Raw genomic sequence first — 19170 nt, forward strand, 5'->3', positions numbered from 1 at the left:
GGCGGCCGTTCCGATTGTGTCGGCCTCAGTCGAACCAGCGGTCCCGTGCCAGTTCTCCCGTGCGGGACGGGTCCTCCAGGAGGGCTGCGACCTCGAAGCGGCGGGGCCATTGGTGGGTTGCCCAGGACAGGGCGGCGGCTACGCCTTCCAGGGTGGCGGCGTGGGGGACGCCGTCGGGCGGGAGGCGCCAGTCGATTTCCGTGCCGGACACGACCAGTTCCTCGTGTTCGACGTATGTGGCGGGGGTGCGGGGGCCGAGCAGGGCCCGTACCGACTCCGGTACGTCGTGTTCGGCGCCCTCGGAGTCGATGGGCCCGGTGACGGACTCGCTCAGGCGGCGGACTTGGAACAGTTCGGCCAACTCGGCGGCGCGGGAGGGGCGTACGGGCAGGAGTGGGACGCCGTTCGTGAAGGGGAGGAGGTCGGGTGAGTCGACCACCATCGCGTCCGCCGCGTCCACTACCTCGACCCGGCCGTCGACGACGGCGCGCAGGTCGTCCGGGAGGGTGACCTGATCGGGGTCCAGGTCAGCCAACGCGCTGTACAGGCCGTGCAGTTGGGCGGCGGTGACGGGGCGGTCCGGGTCGGCGAGGCGGTCCAGGAGTTCGGCCGCGCCGCCCGGCTCGTCGAGGAGGGCGGACACGGATGTCCGTACGCCCAGGGCGCGCAGTACCTGTTCGTCGTCGAAGCCGGTGGCGTCGGCCTCGTCGTACAGGCCGTGCAGGAGGGGGTCGCCGCCGGCCGCGAGGAGGCCGGCCGGGCGGCGGCCGTCGAGCACCGGGTTTCCGCGCAACCACCAGGCGGTGTACGGCCGTACGGCCTCGTGGGTGCCGTCCGGGAGGAGGATGCGGACGGGCTGGGTGAGGGCGTCGCGCAGCGGTGGCTGCGCGAGCAGGGCGAGGGCCTGCGGCCAGCGGTCCTCGTCGACGAGGTCGAGGTCGCGGACGGCGACCAGCTCGGTGGCGACCGGCGGGACGGGGCTGTCGGGGAAGCGGTCGAGGATGTCCTCGCACCACACGTCGACGGCGTCCAGCAGGCCCGCGTCGTCCGGTTCGGCGAAGTCCCCTTCGCGCGGCTCCAGTTCGTCCGGGTCGAGGACGACGTCGGCGGCGCGTACGAGCGCGAAGTTCGCCAGCACCCCGCAGGCGGCGAGCGGCCGTTCGCCCCACTTGTCCGCCAACTCTGCGTCGACGGAGGCGAGTTCGTCCTCCCGGATGACGGAGGCGAACGGGCTGCCGGGGAGGACGAGTTCACCGGCGGGGACGAGTTCGCCGTCCTCGTCGGGCAGGGCGAGGGCGCCGAGCCAGGGTTCGTCGCCGGGCTCCAGGCCGGCGTCCCGGACGAGGGCGAGGACCGTGTCGGCGAGTTCCTCGGCGTCCGGGGTGTCCTGGTCGTCCCAGGCCCCGCCGTCGTCGTCCAGGGACGCGGCGACGGCGGCCCGCACCTGCGGGGTGGTCAGGACGGCGCGGGGCGTGGCGGGCAGCGCGCCGAGCTTCTCCAGGAGGGGGTGCGCGGCGTCCTCGTGGGCGACCTTGAGGCCGAGCCGGGCGAGGACCTCGGCGTCGACGCCGGACGTGTCAGGAGTGGGCAGCAGTACCTGGCGCGGGCCGATGGTCGTCCGGCCGTCGGCCAGCGGTACCGGCAGCCCGGAGAGGCGGTCGGGGTCGACGCCGGCGAGGCTGTCGTAGAGCCGGTACCACCAGTCGGGGTCCTTCTCCAGGCCGGCCAGCCGGTCGATCGCGTCGGCGAGCGGGATCCGGGCGACGCCCAGCGTGCGCAGCTCGACCCGCCGTTCCAGCCCGGCGGGCAGCAGCGTCGGCAGGACCTCCGCCAGCACCCGCACGGTGTCGGCGCCGGCGCCCTCGACGACCTCGGCGTCCCGCGGACGCAGCGCCTCCGGGAACTCGACGACGTCCTCGCCCTCGTTCTCCGGGACCGGCGCGACGGCGGGCGGCAGGAACGCGGTGCGCGGCAGCCGGTCGAGGACGGCCTGCCGCAGGGCGCCGTCCAGCTCGCCCTTGCCCAGCGCGCCGGGCACGAGGTCGATGATCCCCGCGCCCACCGGCCTCCAGCCGGCGAGGAGTTCGGCGTAGAGGTCCGCCGCGCGCTGCACCAGGTGGTCGGTCAGCGGGCCGGGGGCGGCGTGCCGGCGGGTGGTGTCGAGCGGGAAGGAGGCGATGAGCAGGGCGGGCACGCCGAGGGGCTCGTCGCTGGGGGTGGGCGCGTGCACGACGGGCGTGGTCCGGGGCCGGGCGGGCGCTCCGTCCGCGTCGACCGGCACGGCCCAGGTGACCGACCAGTGGGGCCGCAGCCGCTCCTCCACCGGCCGGTCGGCCAGCAGCTCGGCGGCGAGGGAACCGTGCGTGGCGACGACCCGCCACCGGGTGCTCCCGTCCCGCGTGTCCTCGACGACGGTCAGCGCGCCGTCGGCGGAGTCGGCGGACCGGCGCAGGACGCGCGGCGCGTCGTCGCCGACCTCGATGACGACCTCCGCAAGGCCCGGCAGGGCGAGCAGCAGGGCGTCGTCGACTGCGGTGAGGAGCCGTTCGGCGAGGTCGGCGGCGGCCGCGTCGCGCAGCGGCAGGATGACGGCGGTGTCGTACGGGTCGGGCGCGGTGCCCTGGGCGGCGAAGGGCAGCCGCAGCAGCGGCACATGCCCGTCCCGGCGCCGGACCTCGTCACCGAGGCCGGGGCTGTGCCGGGCGGTGTCGGAGGCGAGCGCGCGGGCCTCGGCGAGGTCCCAGCGGACACCGCCGTACCGTCCGACGACGGCGGGCTCGTCGGTCACGGCGAGGACGGCGGCGAAGCCGACGCCGAACCGTCCGACGGCCACCTCCGACTGCCGGGCCTCGCGCTTGGCGGAGGCGCGGAGGGTGGCGAGGGACTCGACACCGGCCGCGTCCAGGGGCGCGCCGGTGTTGGCGGCGACGAGGACGCCGTCGCGCAGGGTGAGCCGCAGCCGCCCCGGGACTCCGGCGCGGGCCGCGGCGTCGGCGGCGTTCTGAGCGAGCTCGACGACGAGCCGGTCGCGGTACCCGCCGAGGACGAGGTCCTCCTCGGCGTTGGCGTCCTCCCGGAAACGGGCGGGACTCGTGGCCCAGGCGTCCAGGACTCCGCGACGCAGGCGGGCCGTGCCGAAGGGGTCCGCGCCCTCGGGTGCCGGCCGCACGAACTTGCTCACGTACGTTCACTCTCCTCATCGGCGTGGGCACGAAGGTACCGCGAGGAGGAGGAGCGGCCGAACGGGACGGTTGCGGGGCGGTCGCACGGCGGTCACGGGGGCCGGTCCGGACACCGGACCGACCCCAGATCACAATCACACAACGACTACGAGCCGACCCTGCGATCGGACAACTGCTGGATGGTTACAAGTGCACGGCTACGAGTGCCCCAGCTCCGCCGTGTCCGCGTCGTCCTCGTCCGCCGCCGTCGGCACGGAACCGGAGTCCGGGGCCGGGCGCAGCGGGAAGGGGTCCACGCGGGTCTCGTCGACCACCGGCGGGGCGGGCCGTGGCGGCGTCGGCATGACCGCCGCCTCCGAGTGCCCGCCGCAGCCGTACGACAGGGAGACGACGCGGCCGTCCGCCGGGGAGAACTCGTTGGCGCAGACGCCGAAGGCCTGGCCGAGGGAGCCGCCGATGGGGGTGAGGAAACCGCAGCTCACGCAGGGTGCGGGGGCTGCCTGGGCCATGGGTGTGGTGGGGCCGAAGCCCTCCTCCCAGCGGTCCGCGGCGATGCCCAGTCCGTACCGGGACAGGACGCGCGCCCGGCGCATCCCGAGCTCCTCGGCCACCGCGGCGATGGTCCCGCGCACCGGTGTCGTGGGCAGTTTCGCCGGGGCCGCCTGGGTCACCTCGGCGTCCTCCGCCTCCACCAGCTCGGCCATCTCGGCGGAGACGGGCGAGTTCGGCAGCGGCTCGTCGACGCCGGTGAAGCCCGGCTCCAGGCGGAGATCCTCGGCGTCGGTGGGCAGGAGGTCGCCGGGGCCCATGTCGCCGGGCCGCAGCCGCTCGCTCCACGGGACCCACTCGGGGGCCAGCACCGCGTCCGGGCCGGGCAGCAGGACGACCTCGTCCAGGGTGACGAGCTTGGCTCGGGACGCCCTAGCGACCGTCACCGCCCAGCGCCAGCCCCGGTAACCGAGCTCCTTGCAGCCGAAGTAGTGGGTGACCACCCGGTCGCCCTCGGAGAGCATGCCTACGTGCTCACCGACCACACCGGGGGCGGCTGCCTCCTCGGCTGCGGTACGGGCGAGGTCGACGGCCTCGGCGCACAGGCGGTCGGGGGTGCGGCTTCGCGTGGTCGCTGCGCTCACAGGTATCGCTTCTCTCCTACGCCGTCTCTCGGTGCGCCTGCCTGAAGGCGGCGGGTGCGGACGGAGCGGACCAAAGGGCCGCGTCGACGTCCGCGCCCGATCGCGCTCGGGCGCACCTGCTGTCATCCATTCTGCGGGATGGCCGGGAGGCGCGCGGCCGAGAACGATCGCCACGGCGCGCTACGCACGCTACCTGCTTCCGGACGTTCGTCCTACACCGACAGGACGTTTCCCCTTTTTGAAAGCCTCCGGAAGCCACCGTAAGCCTCCGGACACCGCCTCGAACAGCCACCTGCACGTCCTTCGCAGGCCCGCCCGACCGTCCCCGGACGCCCGCCCCGGCACCGATCACCCGGCCTGATCACACGGCCGCCGACCGGATCACACGGCCATACGTGCGGTAACCCCACTACATGGCACGTTCTCGGGGCACTATGACGGGGTGGCAGCCGCGAGGACACCCCAGGGCGCCACCGGGATCGGTGCGACGAAGGGGAACAAGGGGAGGAGCCGGGTGAGCGGTTCGGGCCGGATGAGCGGGTCCGTCCGCGCGGTCGGCCGTGCCCTGCACTTCCCGTTCACCGGCGCCGCCCGCGGCATCCGCAAGGCCACGCACGCGCACGGCGCGGGCGAGTCCGGCCTCGGCAAGCTGATCGAGCTGCACGGGGTGAACGGCGCGGGCGATGTCATGATCACCGTCGCGCTCGCCTCCACCGTCTTCTTCTCCGTGCCGACCGACGAGGCCCGGGGGCGCGTCGCGCTCTACCTCGCCATCACCATGGCCCCCTTCACCGTCCTCGCCCCCGTGATCGGCCCGCTCCTCGACCGGCTGCCGCACGGGCGGCGCGCCGCGATGGCCGGGGCGATGGCCGCCCGGGCGGTCCTCGCGCTGGTGCTGTCCGGCGCGGTCGCCACCGGCAGCATCGAGCTGTATCCGGCGGCGCTCGGCGTCCTCGTCTCGTCGAAGGCGTACGGGGTGGTCAGGAGCGCCGTCGTGCCGCGGCTGCTGCCGCCCGGCTTCTCCCTGGTCAAGGCCAATTCGCGGGTCACCCTCGGCGGTCTGCTGGCCACCGGCGTCGCCGCGCCCGTGGGCGCCGGGCTCCAGGCCCTGGGGCCGCGCTATCCGCTGTACGGCGCTTTCGTGATCTTCGTGGTGGGTACGTTCCTGTCGTTCACGCTGCCCCGGAAGGTGGACTCCGCCAAGGGCGAGGACGTCGCGCTGCTCGCCGCCGACGAGCAGCACCTGCACGGCCCGCACCTCAAGGAGGTGAAGCGGCCGGGGCTGCGGACGGTCGGCATCGCCGTCACGCACGCGCTGGGCGCGAACGCGTCGCTGCGCTGGCTGTCCGGGTTCCTGACCTTCTTCCTGGCGTTCCTGCTGCGCGAGCACCCGCTGACCGGGCAGAGCGCGGCGGTGTCGCTGGGCATGGTGGCCGTGTCGGCGGGCGTCGGCAACGCGCTCGGGACGGCGGTGGGGGCGTGGCTGCGCTCCCGGGCCCCGGAGCTGATCATCGTGGCGGTCGTCGCCGTCGTCCTGGGCGCGGTGCTGGTCACCGCCGTCTTCTTCGGCGCGTTCCTGGTGGCCTGCCTGGCGGCGATCGCCGGGTTCTCGCAGGCGCTCGCCAAGCTGTCGCTGGACGCGCTGATCCAGCGGGACGTGCCGGAACTGGTGCGCACGTCGGCGTTCGCCCGCTCGGAGACGATCCTCCAGGTGTGCTGGGTGTTCGGCGGCGCGGTCGGCATCGTCATGCCGCTGAACGGCACGCTGGGCCTGTCGGTGGCCGCCGCGGTGGTCGCCCTGGGCTGGCTGACGACGGTCCGCGGCCTGCTGTCCTCGGTACGGCACGGGGGCGGCGCGAAACCCCGGGTGGCGTGAGCGCGCCCCCGCCCGGGCGGGCATCGCGTGGCGTAATGCGCGGCGCAACGCACGGCCACGCCGCACCCCGCGTAAGGAGACGGCTGGACGTGCCCGATAGCCTTCCGCCATGACCACGATGCCCCGCGGCGGAGCCGCTGATGTACTCGGCGTTCGGCGACGCCGCCGCGCCGTCGCCGCCGCCGGCGCCGTATCCGCCGGACTGCTCCTCCTGTCGGCCTGCGACAAGCCGACGCCGCTGTCCACGATCACCGTCGGCCGCACCTCGGTCAGCTCCGAGGCGACCTGCGGCGGCGAGGGCGACGCCCTCAAGCCCGCGGCGCTGACCGCGTGCCTCGCCGACAAGGACATCAAGTCCATCAGCGTCGACCCGGACGAGACCGTCCGCTTCGGCGTCGACCCCGACGTGGCCGACAAGCGCTGGACGATCCTCATGAACGGCCAGCCGCTCACCGAGGACAGCGACAAGACGTACCGGACGATCCCGGGCAGCGTCTTCTTCAACGCCCAGTACGGCGCTCAGGGCAACTCCACGCTCGTCACCATCAAGGCGGGCGACGGCAAGAAGGCGAGCCAGGCGGCGACCGGCCTGTGGTCCTTCAAGCTGAAGAAGGACGACTGACCACGCCTCGCGCACGCGTCCTCGTGGCCACCGCGGTCCCCGCCGAACGGGACGCGGTGGCACGGGCGTTGCCGGAACCCGGCCACGAGGTGCGGCTGCCGGGCGTGACCCTGCACCGCACCGCCGGGGCCTACGACCTCCTGGCCGCCGGAGTCGGCCCGGCCCTGGCCGCCGCCTCCGTCTCCGCCGCCCTCACCGCGGCCGCGCTGCGCGGTGACCCGTACGCCCTCGTCGTCTCGGCGGGCATCGCGGGCGGGTTCGCGCCCGCCGCCCCCGTCGGCTCGCTGGTCGTCGCCGACGAGATCACCGCCGCCGATCTGGGCGCGGAGACCGCCGACGGCTTCCTGCCGGTCACCGAGCTGGGCTTCGGCACCGTCACCCACCGTCCGCCCGAATCCCTCGTACGGGACGCCACAGCCGCCACCGGGGCCCCCGCGGGCGCGGTCCTGACCGTGTCGACGGTCACCGGCACCGCCGCCCGCGCCGCCGCCCTGCGCGAGCGCCATCCGCGCGCCCTCGCCGAGGCGATGGAGGGCTTCGGGGTCGCCGAGGCGGCCGCCGCGCACGGCGTGCCCGTGCTGGAGATCCGCGCGGTCTCCAACCCGGTCGGCCCGCGCGACCGCGCCGCCTGGCGCATCGGCGAGGCACTGGCCGCCCTGACGACGGCCTTCGGGAAGCTCGCACCCGTCCTGGAGAGTTGGACCCCACATGACCACCAGTGAGCCTGCATCGACTTCGGCATCAACGTCGGCATCGGCGTTGCGGATCGCGTACTCGCCCTGTCCGAACGACACGTTCGTCTTCGACGCCCTCGCGCACGGCCGGGTGCCGGGCGGGCCCACGCTCGACGTGACGTTCGCGGACATCGACGTCACCAACGGCATGGCGGAGCGCGGTGAGTTCGACGTGCTGAAGGTGTCGTACGCCGTGCTGCCGTACGTCCTCGACACGTACGCGCTGCTGCCCTGCGGGGGCGCGCTGGGCCGGGGCTGCGGCCCGCTGGTGCTGACCCGGGAGGCCGGGGTCGACCTCACCGGCCGGACGGTCGCCGTGCCGAGCGAGCGGTCGACGGCGTATCTGCTGTTCCGGCTGTGGGCGGCGGACACGGTGCCGGGGGGCGTCGGCGAGATCGTCGTCATGCCGTTCCACGAGATCATGCCGGCCGTGCGGGACGGCAAGGTCGACGCGGGCCTGGTCATCCACGAGGCCCGCTTCACGTACCAGAACTACGGCCTGCACAAGCTCGCGGACATGGGCGAGCACTGGGAGTCCACGACCGGCCTGCCGATCCCGCTCGGCGCGATCATCGCCAAACGCTCGCTTGGAGCAGGGGTGTTGACCCGCCTGGCCGACGCGATCCGTACGTCGGTGCGCGCCGCCTGGGACGCCCCCGCGGTGTCCCGCCCGTACGTCATGGCGCACGCCCAGGAAATGGACCCGGCCGTCGCCGACCAGCACATCGGCCTGTACGTCAACGAGTTCACGGCCGACCTCGGCGAATCCGGTTATGCGGCGGTGCGCGGACTGCTCACCCGCGCGGCGGCCGAGGGGCTGTTGCCGCCCCTCGGCCCACACGCACTCGATTTCCCGTAAAGGGTCGGACGCCCGGTCGTCGGACGCCCGGTTGTCAGACGTCCAACTGGTCGGCGACCGCGCGCAGTAGACCGGCGATCTGCTTGCCGGAGGTCTTCTCCGGGTAGCGGCCCTTTTCGAGCATCGGCGTGATGTTCTCGAGAAGGGTCGTCAGATCCTGGACGATGGAGGCCAGTTCGTCGGGCTTCTTGCGCTGCGCCGCGGCGACCGAGGGGGTCGGGTCGAGAACGATGACGGAGAGCGCCTGGTCCCCGCGCTGTCCGGCGACGACGCCGAACTCCACTCGCTGGCCCGGCTTCAGTGCCTCGACTCCGGCGGGGAGGACCGAGGAATGTACGAAGACGTCACCGCCGTCGTCGCGGGAGAGAAAGCCGAAGCCCTTCTCGCTGTTGAACCACTTGACCTTGCCGGTAGGCACGTCTGTCCTCGTCCTCGTACTCGTCGGGAAAACTGCTTCGGAAACGGCTCTGGAACCGTTGTGGAACGGCTCTGGATAGCACTTGGGCGGGTCCACCATGACCCGCCGGTACCAAGGCTAATGGTCTTCGGGCCGGTGACAAGACGTCCCCCGGTCGTTCCTCAGGGCTGGGAACTACCCTGGTCGGGTGCGTGACAAAACCCAAACGAATTCCGCCGTCCCCGGTGACCGACTGATCCGTGCCGGTGCCATCGTCTTCTTCGTCGGCGCCGTGGCCACGCTCGTCACGGTCGCCCCGTTGTTCCTCGGCGCGACGCCTTTTCCGACATACATGTTCGGACTGAGCATGCTCATGGGCGTCGGCTTCCTGATCGCCGGCGCGGGAGTGCTGCGCTCGGCCGCCGCCGGACGGCGTCAGGCGCGGGGCGCGGAGGGCTAGTCGGCGAGGTGGCCGGTGAGCCAGGCGGGGAATTCGGTGAGGTCGGCGAGCACGACATCCGCACCGGCCGTCCGCAGTTCCTCCGCATCGATCGGCCCGGTCGGCACGGCAACGGACAGCGCCCCGGCGGTGTGCGCGCCGATGACGTCGCCCACGTGGTCGCCGACGTAGACGCTCGCGCCGTGCGCGCGCAGCGCCTCCGCCTTCCGCTCGGCCCACAGGTCGCCGATCACCGCGTCGGGCCCGAGCCGCAGATGCTCCACCTGGAGCTTCGCGTTGGGCTGGTGCTTGGCGGTGACGACGATCGCCCGCCCGCCGGCCGCCCGCACGGCCGCGATCGCCTCCCGGGCGCCGGGCAGCGCGCTCGCGCCGGTGACGCCGTGCTCCGGGTACAGCGAGCGGTAGACGTCGGCCATGGCCGCGACCTGCTCCGCCGGGTACCAGTGTGCCAACTCCGTCTCGGGCGGCGGACCTAGCCGGGTGACGACCAGATCGGCGTCGATGTACGTCCCCGTCCGCTCGGCGAGCGCCAGGTAGGTGGCGCGGATGCCGGGCCGGGAGTCGATCAGGGTCATGTCGAGGTCGAAACCGACGGTGAGCACGGGCGCGGATGACGTCATACGGCCATTCTGCCCGCCCACCACAACCCCCCGCCTTTGCTTTTACGCCTACCTTTGCTTCTGCGACCGCCAGACCAGGAACAGCGCGGACGCCACGGCCGCGCCCCGGATCACCCAGGGCCAGGTGCCGGCGAGCGCGTCGTTCATGTGCCCGGCGGCGATGGGCTCGCCCCAGCGGCCGTCGGAACGGCCCCACAGCCACACCAGCCCGGCGGCGACCGAGAGCCCCGGCAGCCAGATGACCGCGAACTTCGTCTCCCGCTCGGTCAGCCGACGCGAGACATAGGCGATGGCCCAGCCCGCGATCAACGCGAACCAGTTCCCGAGCACCGCACCCGCGACGAGAGACCCGGCGGCGATGAGCAGCAACGGGTTGCTCCAGCGACGGCCGGGCCCATCGGAGGAACCTCGGGGGAAAGGAAGACGAAGGAGACGGCGACGACGGGGTCGGGCGTCTTCGTCGCCATCCCCGTCTCCGTCAGCCCCGTCTCCCGCATCCGCACCCTCCGCGTCCTTCCCCTCGACCGTCCTGGGCGGCGGGGGCTTGAGCAGGTCCGGGATCTCCACACCGCCGACGAACCCCGGGACGTCGTCGCCGAGTTCGAGCGGCGCGGGCCCGCGCAGCCACCAGTCGGGGTCGGCCGCCTTCGGTCTGTCGCCGGACTTCTGGAGGGGTACGGAACCCGTCCCGGGCTGCGGCACGGCCCGCTGGACGGGCACGGAGGGCGCGGGCTGCTGCGGCGCGCCGGTGCCGCTGTCGGCGGCGGCGTCGACGAGGTCGTCGGGGCTGCCGAGGCGGTCGATGATGCGGCGGACGGCGGCAGGCGAGTCGACGGTCGCCTTCGCCCGACGCCGGTCGATCTCGTTGCGCAGCTCGGACACGAGCCGCATCCGCGTGGCCGACGACAACTGCCGCTGCTGCGCGACATCCCCGACCCGGCTCAGATACTCGTAGACGACTTGGTCGCTCTCGATCCCCACGGAAAGAAGCTACCTCGTCTGTTTGGTGGTTCCGGCTCACCTTTGTCAGCGCCGGCCCGCATAAACCAGCCCGTCCGGCGATTGAGGACGAGGCCCCTTAAGGGCCGAAGCGGGGGTCTGGGGGCGCAGCCCCCAGGGGGCGCCACCCGCTACCGTGGGCAAGATGAGCACCGAGGACGAGCCGGCCCCCCGCTCCCTAGCGGCAGCGCTCCGCGCCCGGGACGACGCTTCCCTGGCCGCACTGCTGCGCGCCCGCCCCGACCTCATCACCCCGGTCCCCACCGACCTCACCCAGCTCGCCACCCGCGCCGGCACCCGTGCCTCCGTCGTCCGCGCGCTGGAGCGGCTCGACCGGTTCGCCCTGCAGACGGCGGAGGCGCTGGCCGTGGCCGACGACCCGGCGACGTACGGCGAACTGCTCGCGCTGACGGCGGGCGACGCCCGCGACCCGGCCGTCGTCGAGGCGCTCCCGGGCGCGCTGGCGGCGCTGCGCGAACAGGCCCTGGTGTGGGGCGCCGACGACCGCCTGCACCTGGTCCGCACTGCCCGCGAACTGCTCGCGCCGTCCCCGCAGCACCCGTCCCCGACGGGGCTCGGGCCGAGTGTGCGGGAGGCGACGGCGGGCATGTCGCCGGGCCGGATCCAGGAGATCGTGGCGGCGGCCGGGCTGCCGTCCACGCACGACCCGGTGTCCGCCGTCGCCGCGCTCACCGCCCTCTTCGGTCACCGCAAGAAGATGGCCGCGCTGCTCGCCGGTGCGCCCCCCGAGTCGCTCGACGTGCTGGAGCGGCTGGTGTGGGGGCCGCCGTACGGGCAGGTCACGCATGATCCGGCGGCGCGGCTGCGCTGGCTGCTGGACCGCGGACTGCTGCTGCCGACGGCGCCCGGGACCGTCGTACTGCCCCGCGAGGTCGCCCTGCATCTGCGCGCGGGGCGGGCGCACCGTACGCCCGAACCGGCGCCGCCCGCCGTGGAGCCGGCCGCCGCGCACGCGCCGCAGGTGGTGGACGCGACGGCGGCCGGGCAGGCGTACACGGCGCTGGCGACGGTCGAGGAGCTGCTGAAGGACTGGGACGAGGGCGGGCCCGCGGCGCTGCGGGCCGGCGGGCTCAGCGTGCGCGACCTGAAGCGGACGGCGGTCGCGCTGGACGTGTCGGAGCCGGTGGCCGCGTTCTGGGTGGAGCTGGCGTACGCGGCGGGGCTGCTCGCCTCCGACGGCGAGGCCGACGAGCGGTACGCGGCGACCCCGGAGTACGACGAGTGGCTGGAGCGGCCGCCGGCGGAGCGGTGGGCGCGGCTCGCGGAGGCGTGGCTGACGGCGACCCGGACCGCCGGGGTGGTCGGCGGCCGGGACCTCAAGGAGCGGGCGCTGTCGGCGCTGGGTCCGGGCCTGGACCGGTCCGCCGCGCCCGAGGTCCGCCACCGGGTGCTGACGCTGCTGGCCGGGCTCCCCGAGGGCACCGCGCCCGACCCGGAGGCCCTGCGCGCCCGCCTCCGCTGGGAACGCCCCTTGCGCGGCCCCCAGAACCACCAGAGCCCGCAGACCCCTCCGGGTTCTCAGGGTTCTCAGAGTTCTCAGGGTGACGAGGATCTGCGGTCCCGGCTGGCCCGCTGGACCCTGGCGGAGGCCGAGTCGCTGGGCGTGACCGGCCGGGGCGCGCTGTCGGCACAGGGCCGCGCCCTGCTGGGCGCACCGCACCCGCCGAAACCCCCGCCCGCGCCCGCCGCCCCGACCGGCCCCGGCGACCGGCTCCCCGCCCACCACCAGCACCACCCCGTCCCCGCCGCCCAGGCGCCCCTCTCACCCCCCGAGCAGGCCGTCGCCACGGCGGCCGCCGCCCGGCTGCTGGCCCCGCTCCTCCCCGAGCCCCTGGACCACGTCCTGCTCCAGGCGGACCTGACGGCGGTCGCCCCCGGCCCGCTGCGGCGGCCCCTCGCCGATGTGCTGAACGTGCTCGCGGACGTCGAGTCCAAGGGCGGCGCGACGGTCTACCGCTTCACGCCGGGCTCGGTCCGCCGCGCCCTTGACGCCGGTCGCAGCGCCTCCGACCTGCAAGCCTTCCTCGCCGAGCACTCGCGCACCCCGGTGCCGCAGCCGCTGGCGTACCTGATCGACGACGTGGCCCGCCGGCACGGCCATCTGCGGGTGGGCGCGGCCTCGGCCTACGTCCGCTGCGACGACGACGCCGTACTGAACGAGATCCTCGCCGACAAGCGCGCCGTCGCCCTGCGCCTGCGCCGCCTCGCCCCCACGGTGCTCGCCTCGCAGGCCGACCCGGCGACGCTGCTGGCCGGGCTGCGCGCGATGGGGTTCGCGCCGGCCGCCGAGTCCGCCGAGGGCGACGTCCTGATCGCCCGCGCGCACGCCCACCGCACCCCGCCCCGCACGGCCCCCGAGCCGGTGCCGGACGGCCCGCCGGTCCCCGACGCCACGCTCCTGACGGCCGCGATCCGCGCGATCCGGGCCGGCGACCAGGCCGCGACCACCCCCCGCAAGCCGACGACGGAGGACGCCGCGCCGCTCGCCCCCGGCGAACTCCCGCGCACCAGCCCCGCCGAGACCCTCGCCACCGTCCAGGCCGCCGTCCTCACCGGCGAGAGCCTCTGGATCGGCTACGTCAACGCCGAGGGCACCGCCAGCCAGCGCGTCATCGCCCCGGTGCGGGTGGAGGGCGGCTTCGTGACGGCGTACGACCACACGGCGGACGAGGTCCGCACGTACCCGCTGCACCGGATCACGGGCGTGGCGGAACTGGCGGACGACTGACGACACGCCCTTTCGGGGCCTTCAGCACTCCCCGACGGAGGCGTCGGCGGGCAGCCCGAAGTGGGCGCGGGCCGCGGTCTCCAGGGCGGCGGACGACATCGGCTCCTGGAGCGCGGACCTGACGTAGACGCCGAAGTGGGCGTGGGTCCACGGCGTGTACCCGGCGCCGTCGGGCGGCTCCTCCCGGGAGACGACGCGGTAGCCGCCGTCGGCCGCGTCGTCCCGCTGGAGCCGCACGACCTGCGGGAACTGACCGGCGCCGCACTCCACCAGGCCGCCGTCCCGGACCCCGTACCCGACGCACAGCGTGTTGACGCCCGCCCGCACCTCGCCCGCGTGCGCCGCCAGTTCGAGCGGCTCGGCCCGGCAGAACCAGCGCGCGTCGAGCGCGGACCCGCTCTCGCCGCTGCCGCTGTCCTGTGAGTCCGCCGCGATCCGGGCCTCGATCACCGGCCGTATCTCGCCCCACAGCCGGGCGTCGACGGCGGCCGGCCACAGCACCCACGTGCCGGTCGCCGCCAGCACCGCCGCCGCCCCCACCCCGGCCGCCGCCCTGCGAAGCGACAGCACCGACTCGGCCGACCGAGCCGACTGGACCGGCATACCGTGAACTCCTCACCGCGTCGCGCCCACCGCGCTGCTCCCCCGGTCAGACACCCGACCGGTGCCCAGGGTTGCGGTCCGGCAGCGACCCCCCGTTTCGGGACGCCGTACGGCACACTGGAGGTTTGGCCCGCGCGGAAGGGATGGCGTACGTGAACGGACCACTGATCGTCCAGTCGGACAAGACTCTGCTCCTGGAGGTCGATCACGAGCAGGCCGGCGACTGCCGTCGGGCCATCGCGCCGTTCGCGGAGCTGGAGCGGGCGCCGGAGCACATCCACACCTACCGGGTGACCCCGCTGGGCCTGTGGAACGCGCGGGCGGCCGGGCATGACGCCGAGCAGGTCGTGGACGCGCTCGTGCAGTACAGCCGCTACCCGGTGCCGCACGCGCTGCTCGTCGACATCGCCGAGACGATGGACCGCTACGGCCGCCTGACGCTCAGCAAGCACCCGGCGCACGGCCTGGTGCTGACGACCACCGACCGGCCGGTGCTGGAGGAGATCCTGCGCTCCAAGCGGGTCGCCCCGCTGGTCGGCGCCCGGATCGACCCGGACACCGTGATCGTGCACCCCTCCGAGCGCGGGCAGATCAAGCAGACGCTGCTGAAGCTGGGCTGGCCGGCCGAGGACCTCGCGGGGTACGTCGACGGCGAGGCGCACCCGATCGACCTGGCCGAGGACGGGTGGGCGCTGCGCCCCTACCAGAAGCAGGCCGTGGAGAACTTCTGGCACGGCGGCAGCGGGGTCGTCGTCCTGCCGTGCGGCGCGGGCAAGACGCTCGTCGGGGCGGGGGCGATGGCCGAGGCGAAGTCGACCACCCTGATCCTCGTCACGAACACGGTCTCGGCGCGGCAGTGGAAGCACGAGCTGGTGAAGCGGACGTCGCTGACCGAGGAGGAGATCGGCGAGTACAGCGGGACGCGGAAGGAGATCCGGCCCGTCACCATCGCCACCTACCAGGTGCTGACGACCCGCCGTAAGGGCGTCTACCCGCACCTGGAGCTGTTCGACTCCCGGGACTGGGGCCTGATCGTCTACGACGAGGTGCATCTGCTGCCCGCGCCCGTCTTCAAGTTCACCGCCGACCTCCAGGCCCGCCGCCGGCTCGGTCTGACCGCGACGCTGGTGCGCGAGGACGGCCGGGAGTCGGACGTGTTCTCGCTCATCGGGCCGAAGCGGTTCGACGCGCCGTGGAAGGAGATCGAGGCGCAGGGCTACATCGCGCCCGCCGACTGCGTCGAGGTCCGGGTCAACCTGACCGACTCCGAGCGGCTGGCGTACGCGACGGCCGAGGCGGAGGAGAAGTACCGCTTCTGCGCGACGACCGCGACGAAGCGGAAGGTGACGGAGGCGATCGTCCGCCGCTTCGCGGGCCAGCAGATCCTGGTCATCGGCCAGTACATCGACCAACTCGACGAGCTGGGCGAGCACTTGAACGCCCCCGTCATCAAGGGCGAGACCTCCAACGCGCAGCGCGAGAAGCTCTTCGACGCCTTCCGGCAGGGCGAGATCAGCGTGCTGGTGGTGTCGAAGGTCGCGAACTTCTCGATCGACCTGCCGGAGGCGACGGTCGCCGTGCAGGTCTCGGGCACCTTCGGCTCCCGCCAGGAGGAGGCGCAGCGCCTGGGCCGGGTGCTCCGCCCGAAGGCGGACGGCCACCAGGCGCACTTCTACTCCGTCGTCGCCCGCGACACCCTCGACCAGGACTTCGCGGCCCATCGCCAGCGCTTCCTGGCGGAACAGGGCTACGCCTACCGGATCATGGACGCGGACGAGCTGCTGGCGGAGAGCTGAACCCGGGAGCGGGCGGGGCGGGCAGGGCCGGCGTCACTTACGGCGGACGCCTGCTTCCTCTCCGTACTCACCGAGGATGATCACGTCGAAGGCGGCGCGCACGAAGACCTTTATCGCGCGCAGGCTGTCGCCGACGCGGTGATGATGGATGTCGGACGGGTCGGACACGGGGGTCGCACCGGACGGGCGACCGGGGGCTGGGGTGAGGGTCGCTGCACTCATGCCTCCATGATGCGATCCGGGGCATAAAGGGGGCATCGGTCCTGAGTCCCGACCTTGTGTACTACTTGAGTACCCCTGGGTGGAGCCGCCTCCCCTAGGGGGCCGCCCGCTGCTCGAGTAGGGGGCCACCCGCTGCTCGAGTAGGGGACCCGCTCCTCGGGGGCCTGGGCATTGTTGGACGCATCCGTGGTCGGAAGAGCATGATGGGTGTTTGGAGCTCGTCGGCGAGTCTCCTGCCGGCCGAGCTCCGAGCACTCCCTCGCATGTGACGGGAGACTGACCATGGAGCACGCCACCACGACCACGCCCGACCCCACCCACCACACCGATTACACCGACTACACCGCGTCCGCCGTCATCGACGAGCGGGGCGTGGTGACGGGCTGGACCGAGGAAGCCCAGCGGTTCCTGGGCTTCCCAGCCGCGGAGATCGTGGGGCGATCGGCCGCCGTCCTGCTGGCGGACCCTCTCCCCGAAGCGACACCGCGATCGTTCGCGGACCTGCCCCGTTGGCATGGCACGGTCCGGCTGCGGCATCGCGACGGCTCGTGCCTGGAGACGCGGCTGCTGGTCCATCGCCGGGCGTTCGACGGTCTGGGGCAGGGCGAGTGGCTGATCGTCGCGCCCGTCCTGAGCGAGGCCGATTCCCCGTACAGCGGGGAGCCGCTGATGGAGCGGGCGTTCGCCGAGGGGCCCTGCGCCGCCGCGATCTACGACAGCGACCGGCGGCTGCGGCGGGCGAACGCGGACATGGAGGCGGCGCTGGGGCTCGCCCAGGAGGACATGCGGGGGCTTCGGGTGTCGGAGATCATCCTGCATCCGCACATCGAGGAGACCGACAAGGCCATCCGGGAGGTCCTGGCGACCGGCGAGCCACAGCATCGGGAGAACTTCCTGCCGACGCCGGGCCGCAGCCGCCAACAGGCGTGGGCCGTCTCCATCGTCCCGCTGCGGGGGCGCGACGGCCGGGTGAACGCCGTGTGCCTGGCCGCGCACGACGAGTCCCGGCAGTATTGGGCGCGCCAGCGGCTCCAACTGCTCAACGAGGCCAGCGCCAGCATCGGCAGCACGCTCGACGTCGTACGCACCGCGCAGGAACTCGCCGACGTGGCCACTAGGGGGCTCGCGGATTTCGTCAGCGTCGACATGCTCCGCCTGCGCGAGAACGGCGACAACGGCGAGACCGATGGTGCTCCGACCGCACCCGTGCGGACGGAGCGCGCCGAACCGGTCGCTCTGCGCCACATCGCCAAGGCCGCCGTCACCGAGAGCTGCCCCGAGATCCCCTTCGCCGTCGGCGACGTGGAGACCTGCCCGGAGGATTCGCCGCAGGCCGAGTGCCTGGCGACGGGGCGGACCGTCTCACGCACGGTGACGGCACCGGACACGCCGGACGCGCAGGACGCGCAGGACGCGCAGGACGGAGCCGGGGAGCGACTCGGCTTCCATGTGATGGCGGTGCCCATGCAGGCCCGTGGCGTGACGCTCGGCGTGGCGGTGTTCGGTCGCCGCCGGTTCCAGGAGGCGTTCGACCCCGACGACCTGCTGCTGGCGGAAGAGATCACGGCCCGCGCCGCGGTCTGCATCGACAACGCCCGGCGCTACACCCGGGAGCGGAGCACCGCGCTCACCCTTCAGCGGAGCCTGCTGCCGCGACGGATGCCCCGGCAGGCGGCGGTGGAGGTCGCGTCCCGCTATCTGCCCGCCGGCGCGCAGGCCGGCGTGGGCGGCGACTGGTTCGACGTCATCCCGCTCTCCGGCGCCCGGGTGGCCCTGGTCGTCGGTGACGTCGTCGGCCACGGCATCCAGGCGTCCGCGACGATGGGCCGCCTGCGCACGGCGGTGCGCACCCTGGCCGACGTGGATCTCCCCCCTGACGAACTGCTGACCCACCTGGACGACCTCGTCACCCACCTCGCCGACGACGTGTACGACGCCGGTCCCGATGCCGGCGCGGTCGCCGCGGAAGCGACGACGGGTGACGTCGGGGCCACCTGCCTCTACGCCGTCTACGACCCCGTCTCGCGCCGTTGCACCCTGGCCCGCGCGGGCCATCCGCTCCCCTTCACGGTCACGCCCGAGGGGACCGCCGAACTGCTCGGTCTCCCGGCCGGCCCGCCCCTGGGCCTGGGCGGTCTGCCCTTCGAATCGGCGGAGGTGGAACTGCCCGAGGGCAGCCTGCTGGTTCTCTACACCGACGGTCTCGTCGAGGCGCGTGGCCGGGACATCGACGAGGGGCTCGACATTCTGCGCCGGGCGCTCACCCGGCCGGCCCAGTCCCTCGACGAGGTGTGCGACGCGGCGCTCAAGGCCTTGCTGACCGACCGCCCGGAGGACGACGTCGCCCTGCTGATCGCCCGCCCCAAGGCACTCGACGCCGGGCAGGTGGCCACCTGGGACATCCCGGCCGACCCCGCTTCGGTGGCCGGGGCGCGCAAGAGCATCTCCGCCCAACTGGACGCGTGGGGGCTGGAGGAGACCGTGTTCACCACCGAGTTGGTGGTGAGTGAGCTGGTGACCAACGCCATCCGGTACGGCGAACCGCCCATCCAACTCCGCCTCATCCATGACCGTACGTTGATCTGCGAAGTCTCGGACGCCAGCAACACGGCCCCGCACCTGCGCCGGGCGCGCCTGTTCGACGAGGGAGGCCGCGGACTGCTGCTGGTCGCCCAACTCACCCAGGGCTGGGGCACCCGACAGTCGACCAACGGCAAGACGATCTGGGCGGAACAGACACTTCCCGTGCTTTAGCCGACCGGGGAAAGACCCTGGGGGGCCCTACGGGAGACCCGGAGGCGACCCGGGGAAGCCCAACGGGAGACCCGGAGGCGACCCGGGGAAGCCCAACGGGAGACCCGGAGCCGACCCGGGGGAGTGAAAACCGTTCGCCTCCGCCGCTCCCACTCCCCTAGAAT

Annotated in this window: 15 protein-coding genes; 8 read left to right on the forward strand and 7 right to left on the reverse strand. The window is 73.7% G+C overall.

The genetic code is table 11. The features are described 5' to 3' along the window. Positions 1 to 25 precede the first annotated feature (25 nt). Together BMZ82_RS13795 and BMZ82_RS13800 are read right to left on the reverse strand one after the other, a co-directional pair. Positions 26 to 3181 (reverse strand): sacsin N-terminal ATP-binding-like domain-containing protein, encoded by a 3156-nt coding sequence (locus BMZ82_RS13795; protein ID WP_093775342.1) that lies wholly within the window; start codon positions 3179 to 3181, stop codon positions 26 to 28. Between the two features lie 198 nt (positions 3182 to 3379). Further along, positions 3380 to 4315, reverse strand: a complete 936-nt coding sequence (locus tag BMZ82_RS13800) for a DUF3027 domain-containing protein (protein ID WP_093775344.1) — start codon at positions 4313 to 4315, stop codon at positions 3380 to 3382. A gap of 442 nt (positions 4316 to 4757) precedes the next feature. Between BMZ82_RS13800 and BMZ82_RS13805 the strand changes: the two genes are divergently transcribed. From BMZ82_RS13805 to BMZ82_RS13820, 4 genes are all read left to right on the forward strand, one after another. Beyond that, on the forward strand, positions 4758 to 6191 hold the full coding sequence (locus tag BMZ82_RS13805) for an MFS transporter (protein ID WP_177244483.1): 1434 nt from the start codon (positions 4758 to 4760) through the stop codon (positions 6189 to 6191). Positions 6192 to 6300: 109 nt separating this feature from the next. Then, on the forward strand, positions 6301 to 6813 hold the full coding sequence (locus BMZ82_RS13810) for a DUF2771 domain-containing protein (protein ID WP_093775348.1): 513 nt from the start codon (positions 6301 to 6303) through the stop codon (positions 6811 to 6813). Continuing rightward, positions 6783 to 7535 (forward strand): futalosine hydrolase, encoded by a 753-nt coding sequence (locus BMZ82_RS13815; RefSeq protein ID WP_256251898.1) that lies wholly within the window; start codon positions 6783 to 6785, stop codon positions 7533 to 7535. Before BMZ82_RS13810 ends, BMZ82_RS13815 begins: the two co-directional genes overlap by 31 nt. Next, positions 7522 to 8406 (forward strand): 1,4-dihydroxy-6-naphtoate synthase, encoded by an 885-nt coding sequence (locus BMZ82_RS13820; RefSeq protein ID WP_093775353.1) that lies wholly within the window; start codon positions 7522 to 7524, stop codon positions 8404 to 8406. The genes BMZ82_RS13815 and BMZ82_RS13820 overlap by 14 nt, the downstream gene beginning before the upstream one ends. A 34-nt stretch (positions 8407 to 8440) precedes the next feature. Here BMZ82_RS13820 and BMZ82_RS42525 read toward each other — a convergent pair whose 3' ends face one another. Next, entirely contained in the window at positions 8441 to 8824 is a 384-nt protein-coding gene (locus BMZ82_RS42525; protein ID WP_093775355.1) for a cold-shock protein, read from the reverse strand. 187 nt (positions 8825 to 9011) lie between these two features. On the opposite strand from BMZ82_RS42525, the gene BMZ82_RS13830 reads away from it, so the two are divergent. After that, positions 9012 to 9263, forward strand: coding sequence for a hypothetical protein (locus tag BMZ82_RS13830; protein ID WP_093775357.1), 252 nt, complete (start codon positions 9012 to 9014; stop codon positions 9261 to 9263). Here BMZ82_RS13830 and BMZ82_RS13835 read toward each other — a convergent pair. Together BMZ82_RS13835 and BMZ82_RS13840 are read right to left on the reverse strand one after the other, a co-directional pair. Further along, on the reverse strand, positions 9260 to 9883 hold the full coding sequence (locus BMZ82_RS13835) for an HAD family hydrolase (protein WP_093775359.1): 624 nt from the start codon (positions 9881 to 9883) through the stop codon (positions 9260 to 9262). The two genes, BMZ82_RS13830 and BMZ82_RS13835, sit on opposite strands and share 4 nt — an antisense overlap. 48 nt (positions 9884 to 9931) lie before the next feature. Beyond that, positions 9932 to 10864, reverse strand: coding sequence for a hypothetical protein (locus BMZ82_RS13840; protein ID WP_093775361.1), 933 nt, complete (start codon positions 10862 to 10864; stop codon positions 9932 to 9934). A gap of 163 nt (positions 10865 to 11027) precedes the next feature. Here BMZ82_RS13840 and BMZ82_RS13845 point away from each other — a divergent pair, with 163 nt between their 5' ends. Beyond that, entirely contained in the window at positions 11028 to 13631 is a 2604-nt protein-coding gene (locus tag BMZ82_RS13845) for a helicase C-terminal domain-containing protein (protein ID WP_093775466.1), read from the forward strand. 21 nt (positions 13632 to 13652) lie between these two features. Here BMZ82_RS13845 and BMZ82_RS13850 read toward each other — a convergent pair whose 3' ends face one another. Next, entirely contained in the window at positions 13653 to 14234 is a 582-nt protein-coding gene (locus BMZ82_RS13850; RefSeq protein ID WP_256251899.1) for a hypothetical protein, read from the reverse strand. Positions 14235 to 14386: 152 nt separating this feature from the next. On the opposite strand from BMZ82_RS13850, the gene BMZ82_RS13855 reads away from it, so the two are divergent. Continuing rightward, positions 14387 to 16030 (forward strand): DNA repair helicase XPB, encoded by a 1644-nt coding sequence (locus BMZ82_RS13855; protein WP_093775470.1) that lies wholly within the window; start codon positions 14387 to 14389, stop codon positions 16028 to 16030. A 33-nt stretch (positions 16031 to 16063) separates the two neighbouring features. Here BMZ82_RS13855 and BMZ82_RS13860 read toward each other — a convergent pair whose 3' ends face one another. Then, positions 16064 to 16252 carry a hypothetical protein gene (locus BMZ82_RS13860; RefSeq protein WP_093775363.1) on the reverse strand — a complete coding sequence of 63 codons (189 nt, stop codon included), beginning with the start codon at positions 16250 to 16252 and terminating at the stop codon, positions 16064 to 16066. 282 nt (positions 16253 to 16534) lie between these two features. On the opposite strand from BMZ82_RS13860, the gene BMZ82_RS13865 reads away from it, so the two are divergent. Beyond that, entirely contained in the window at positions 16535 to 19006 is a 2472-nt protein-coding gene (locus BMZ82_RS13865) for a SpoIIE family protein phosphatase (protein WP_093775365.1), read from the forward strand. The last annotated feature ends 164 nt before the right edge of the window (positions 19007 to 19170 follow it).

It is taken from the genome of Streptomyces sp. yr375 (assembly GCF_900110755.1).
GTDB lineage: Bacteria > Actinomycetota > Actinomycetes > Streptomycetales > Streptomycetaceae > Streptomyces.

What these genes read in the sequence shown, in the direction of transcription:
- BMZ82_RS13810 (WP_093775348.1), top strand. Translation starts at nt 6,301, where the DNA reads ATGACCACGATGCCCCGCGGCGGAGCCGCTGATGTACTCGGCGTTCGG.
- BMZ82_RS13820 (WP_093775353.1), top strand. Translation starts at nt 7,522, where the DNA reads ATGACCACCAGTGAGCCTGCATCGACTTCGGCATCAACGTCGGCATCG.
- BMZ82_RS13835 (WP_093775359.1), bottom strand. Translation starts at nt 9,883, where the DNA reads ATGACGTCATCCGCGCCCGTGCTCACCGTCGGTTTCGACCTCGACATG.
- BMZ82_RS13845 (WP_093775466.1), top strand. Translation starts at nt 11,028, where the DNA reads ATGAGCACCGAGGACGAGCCGGCCCCCCGCTCCCTAGCGGCAGCGCTC.
- BMZ82_RS13850 (WP_256251899.1), bottom strand. Translation starts at nt 14,234, where the DNA reads ATGCCGGTCCAGTCGGCTCGGTCGGCCGAGTCGGTGCTGTCGCTTCGC.
- BMZ82_RS13860 (WP_093775363.1), bottom strand. Translation starts at nt 16,252, where the DNA reads ATGAGTGCAGCGACCCTCACCCCAGCCCCCGGTCGCCCGTCCGGTGCG.
- BMZ82_RS13865 (WP_093775365.1), top strand. Translation starts at nt 16,535, where the DNA reads ATGGAGCACGCCACCACGACCACGCCCGACCCCACCCACCACACCGAT.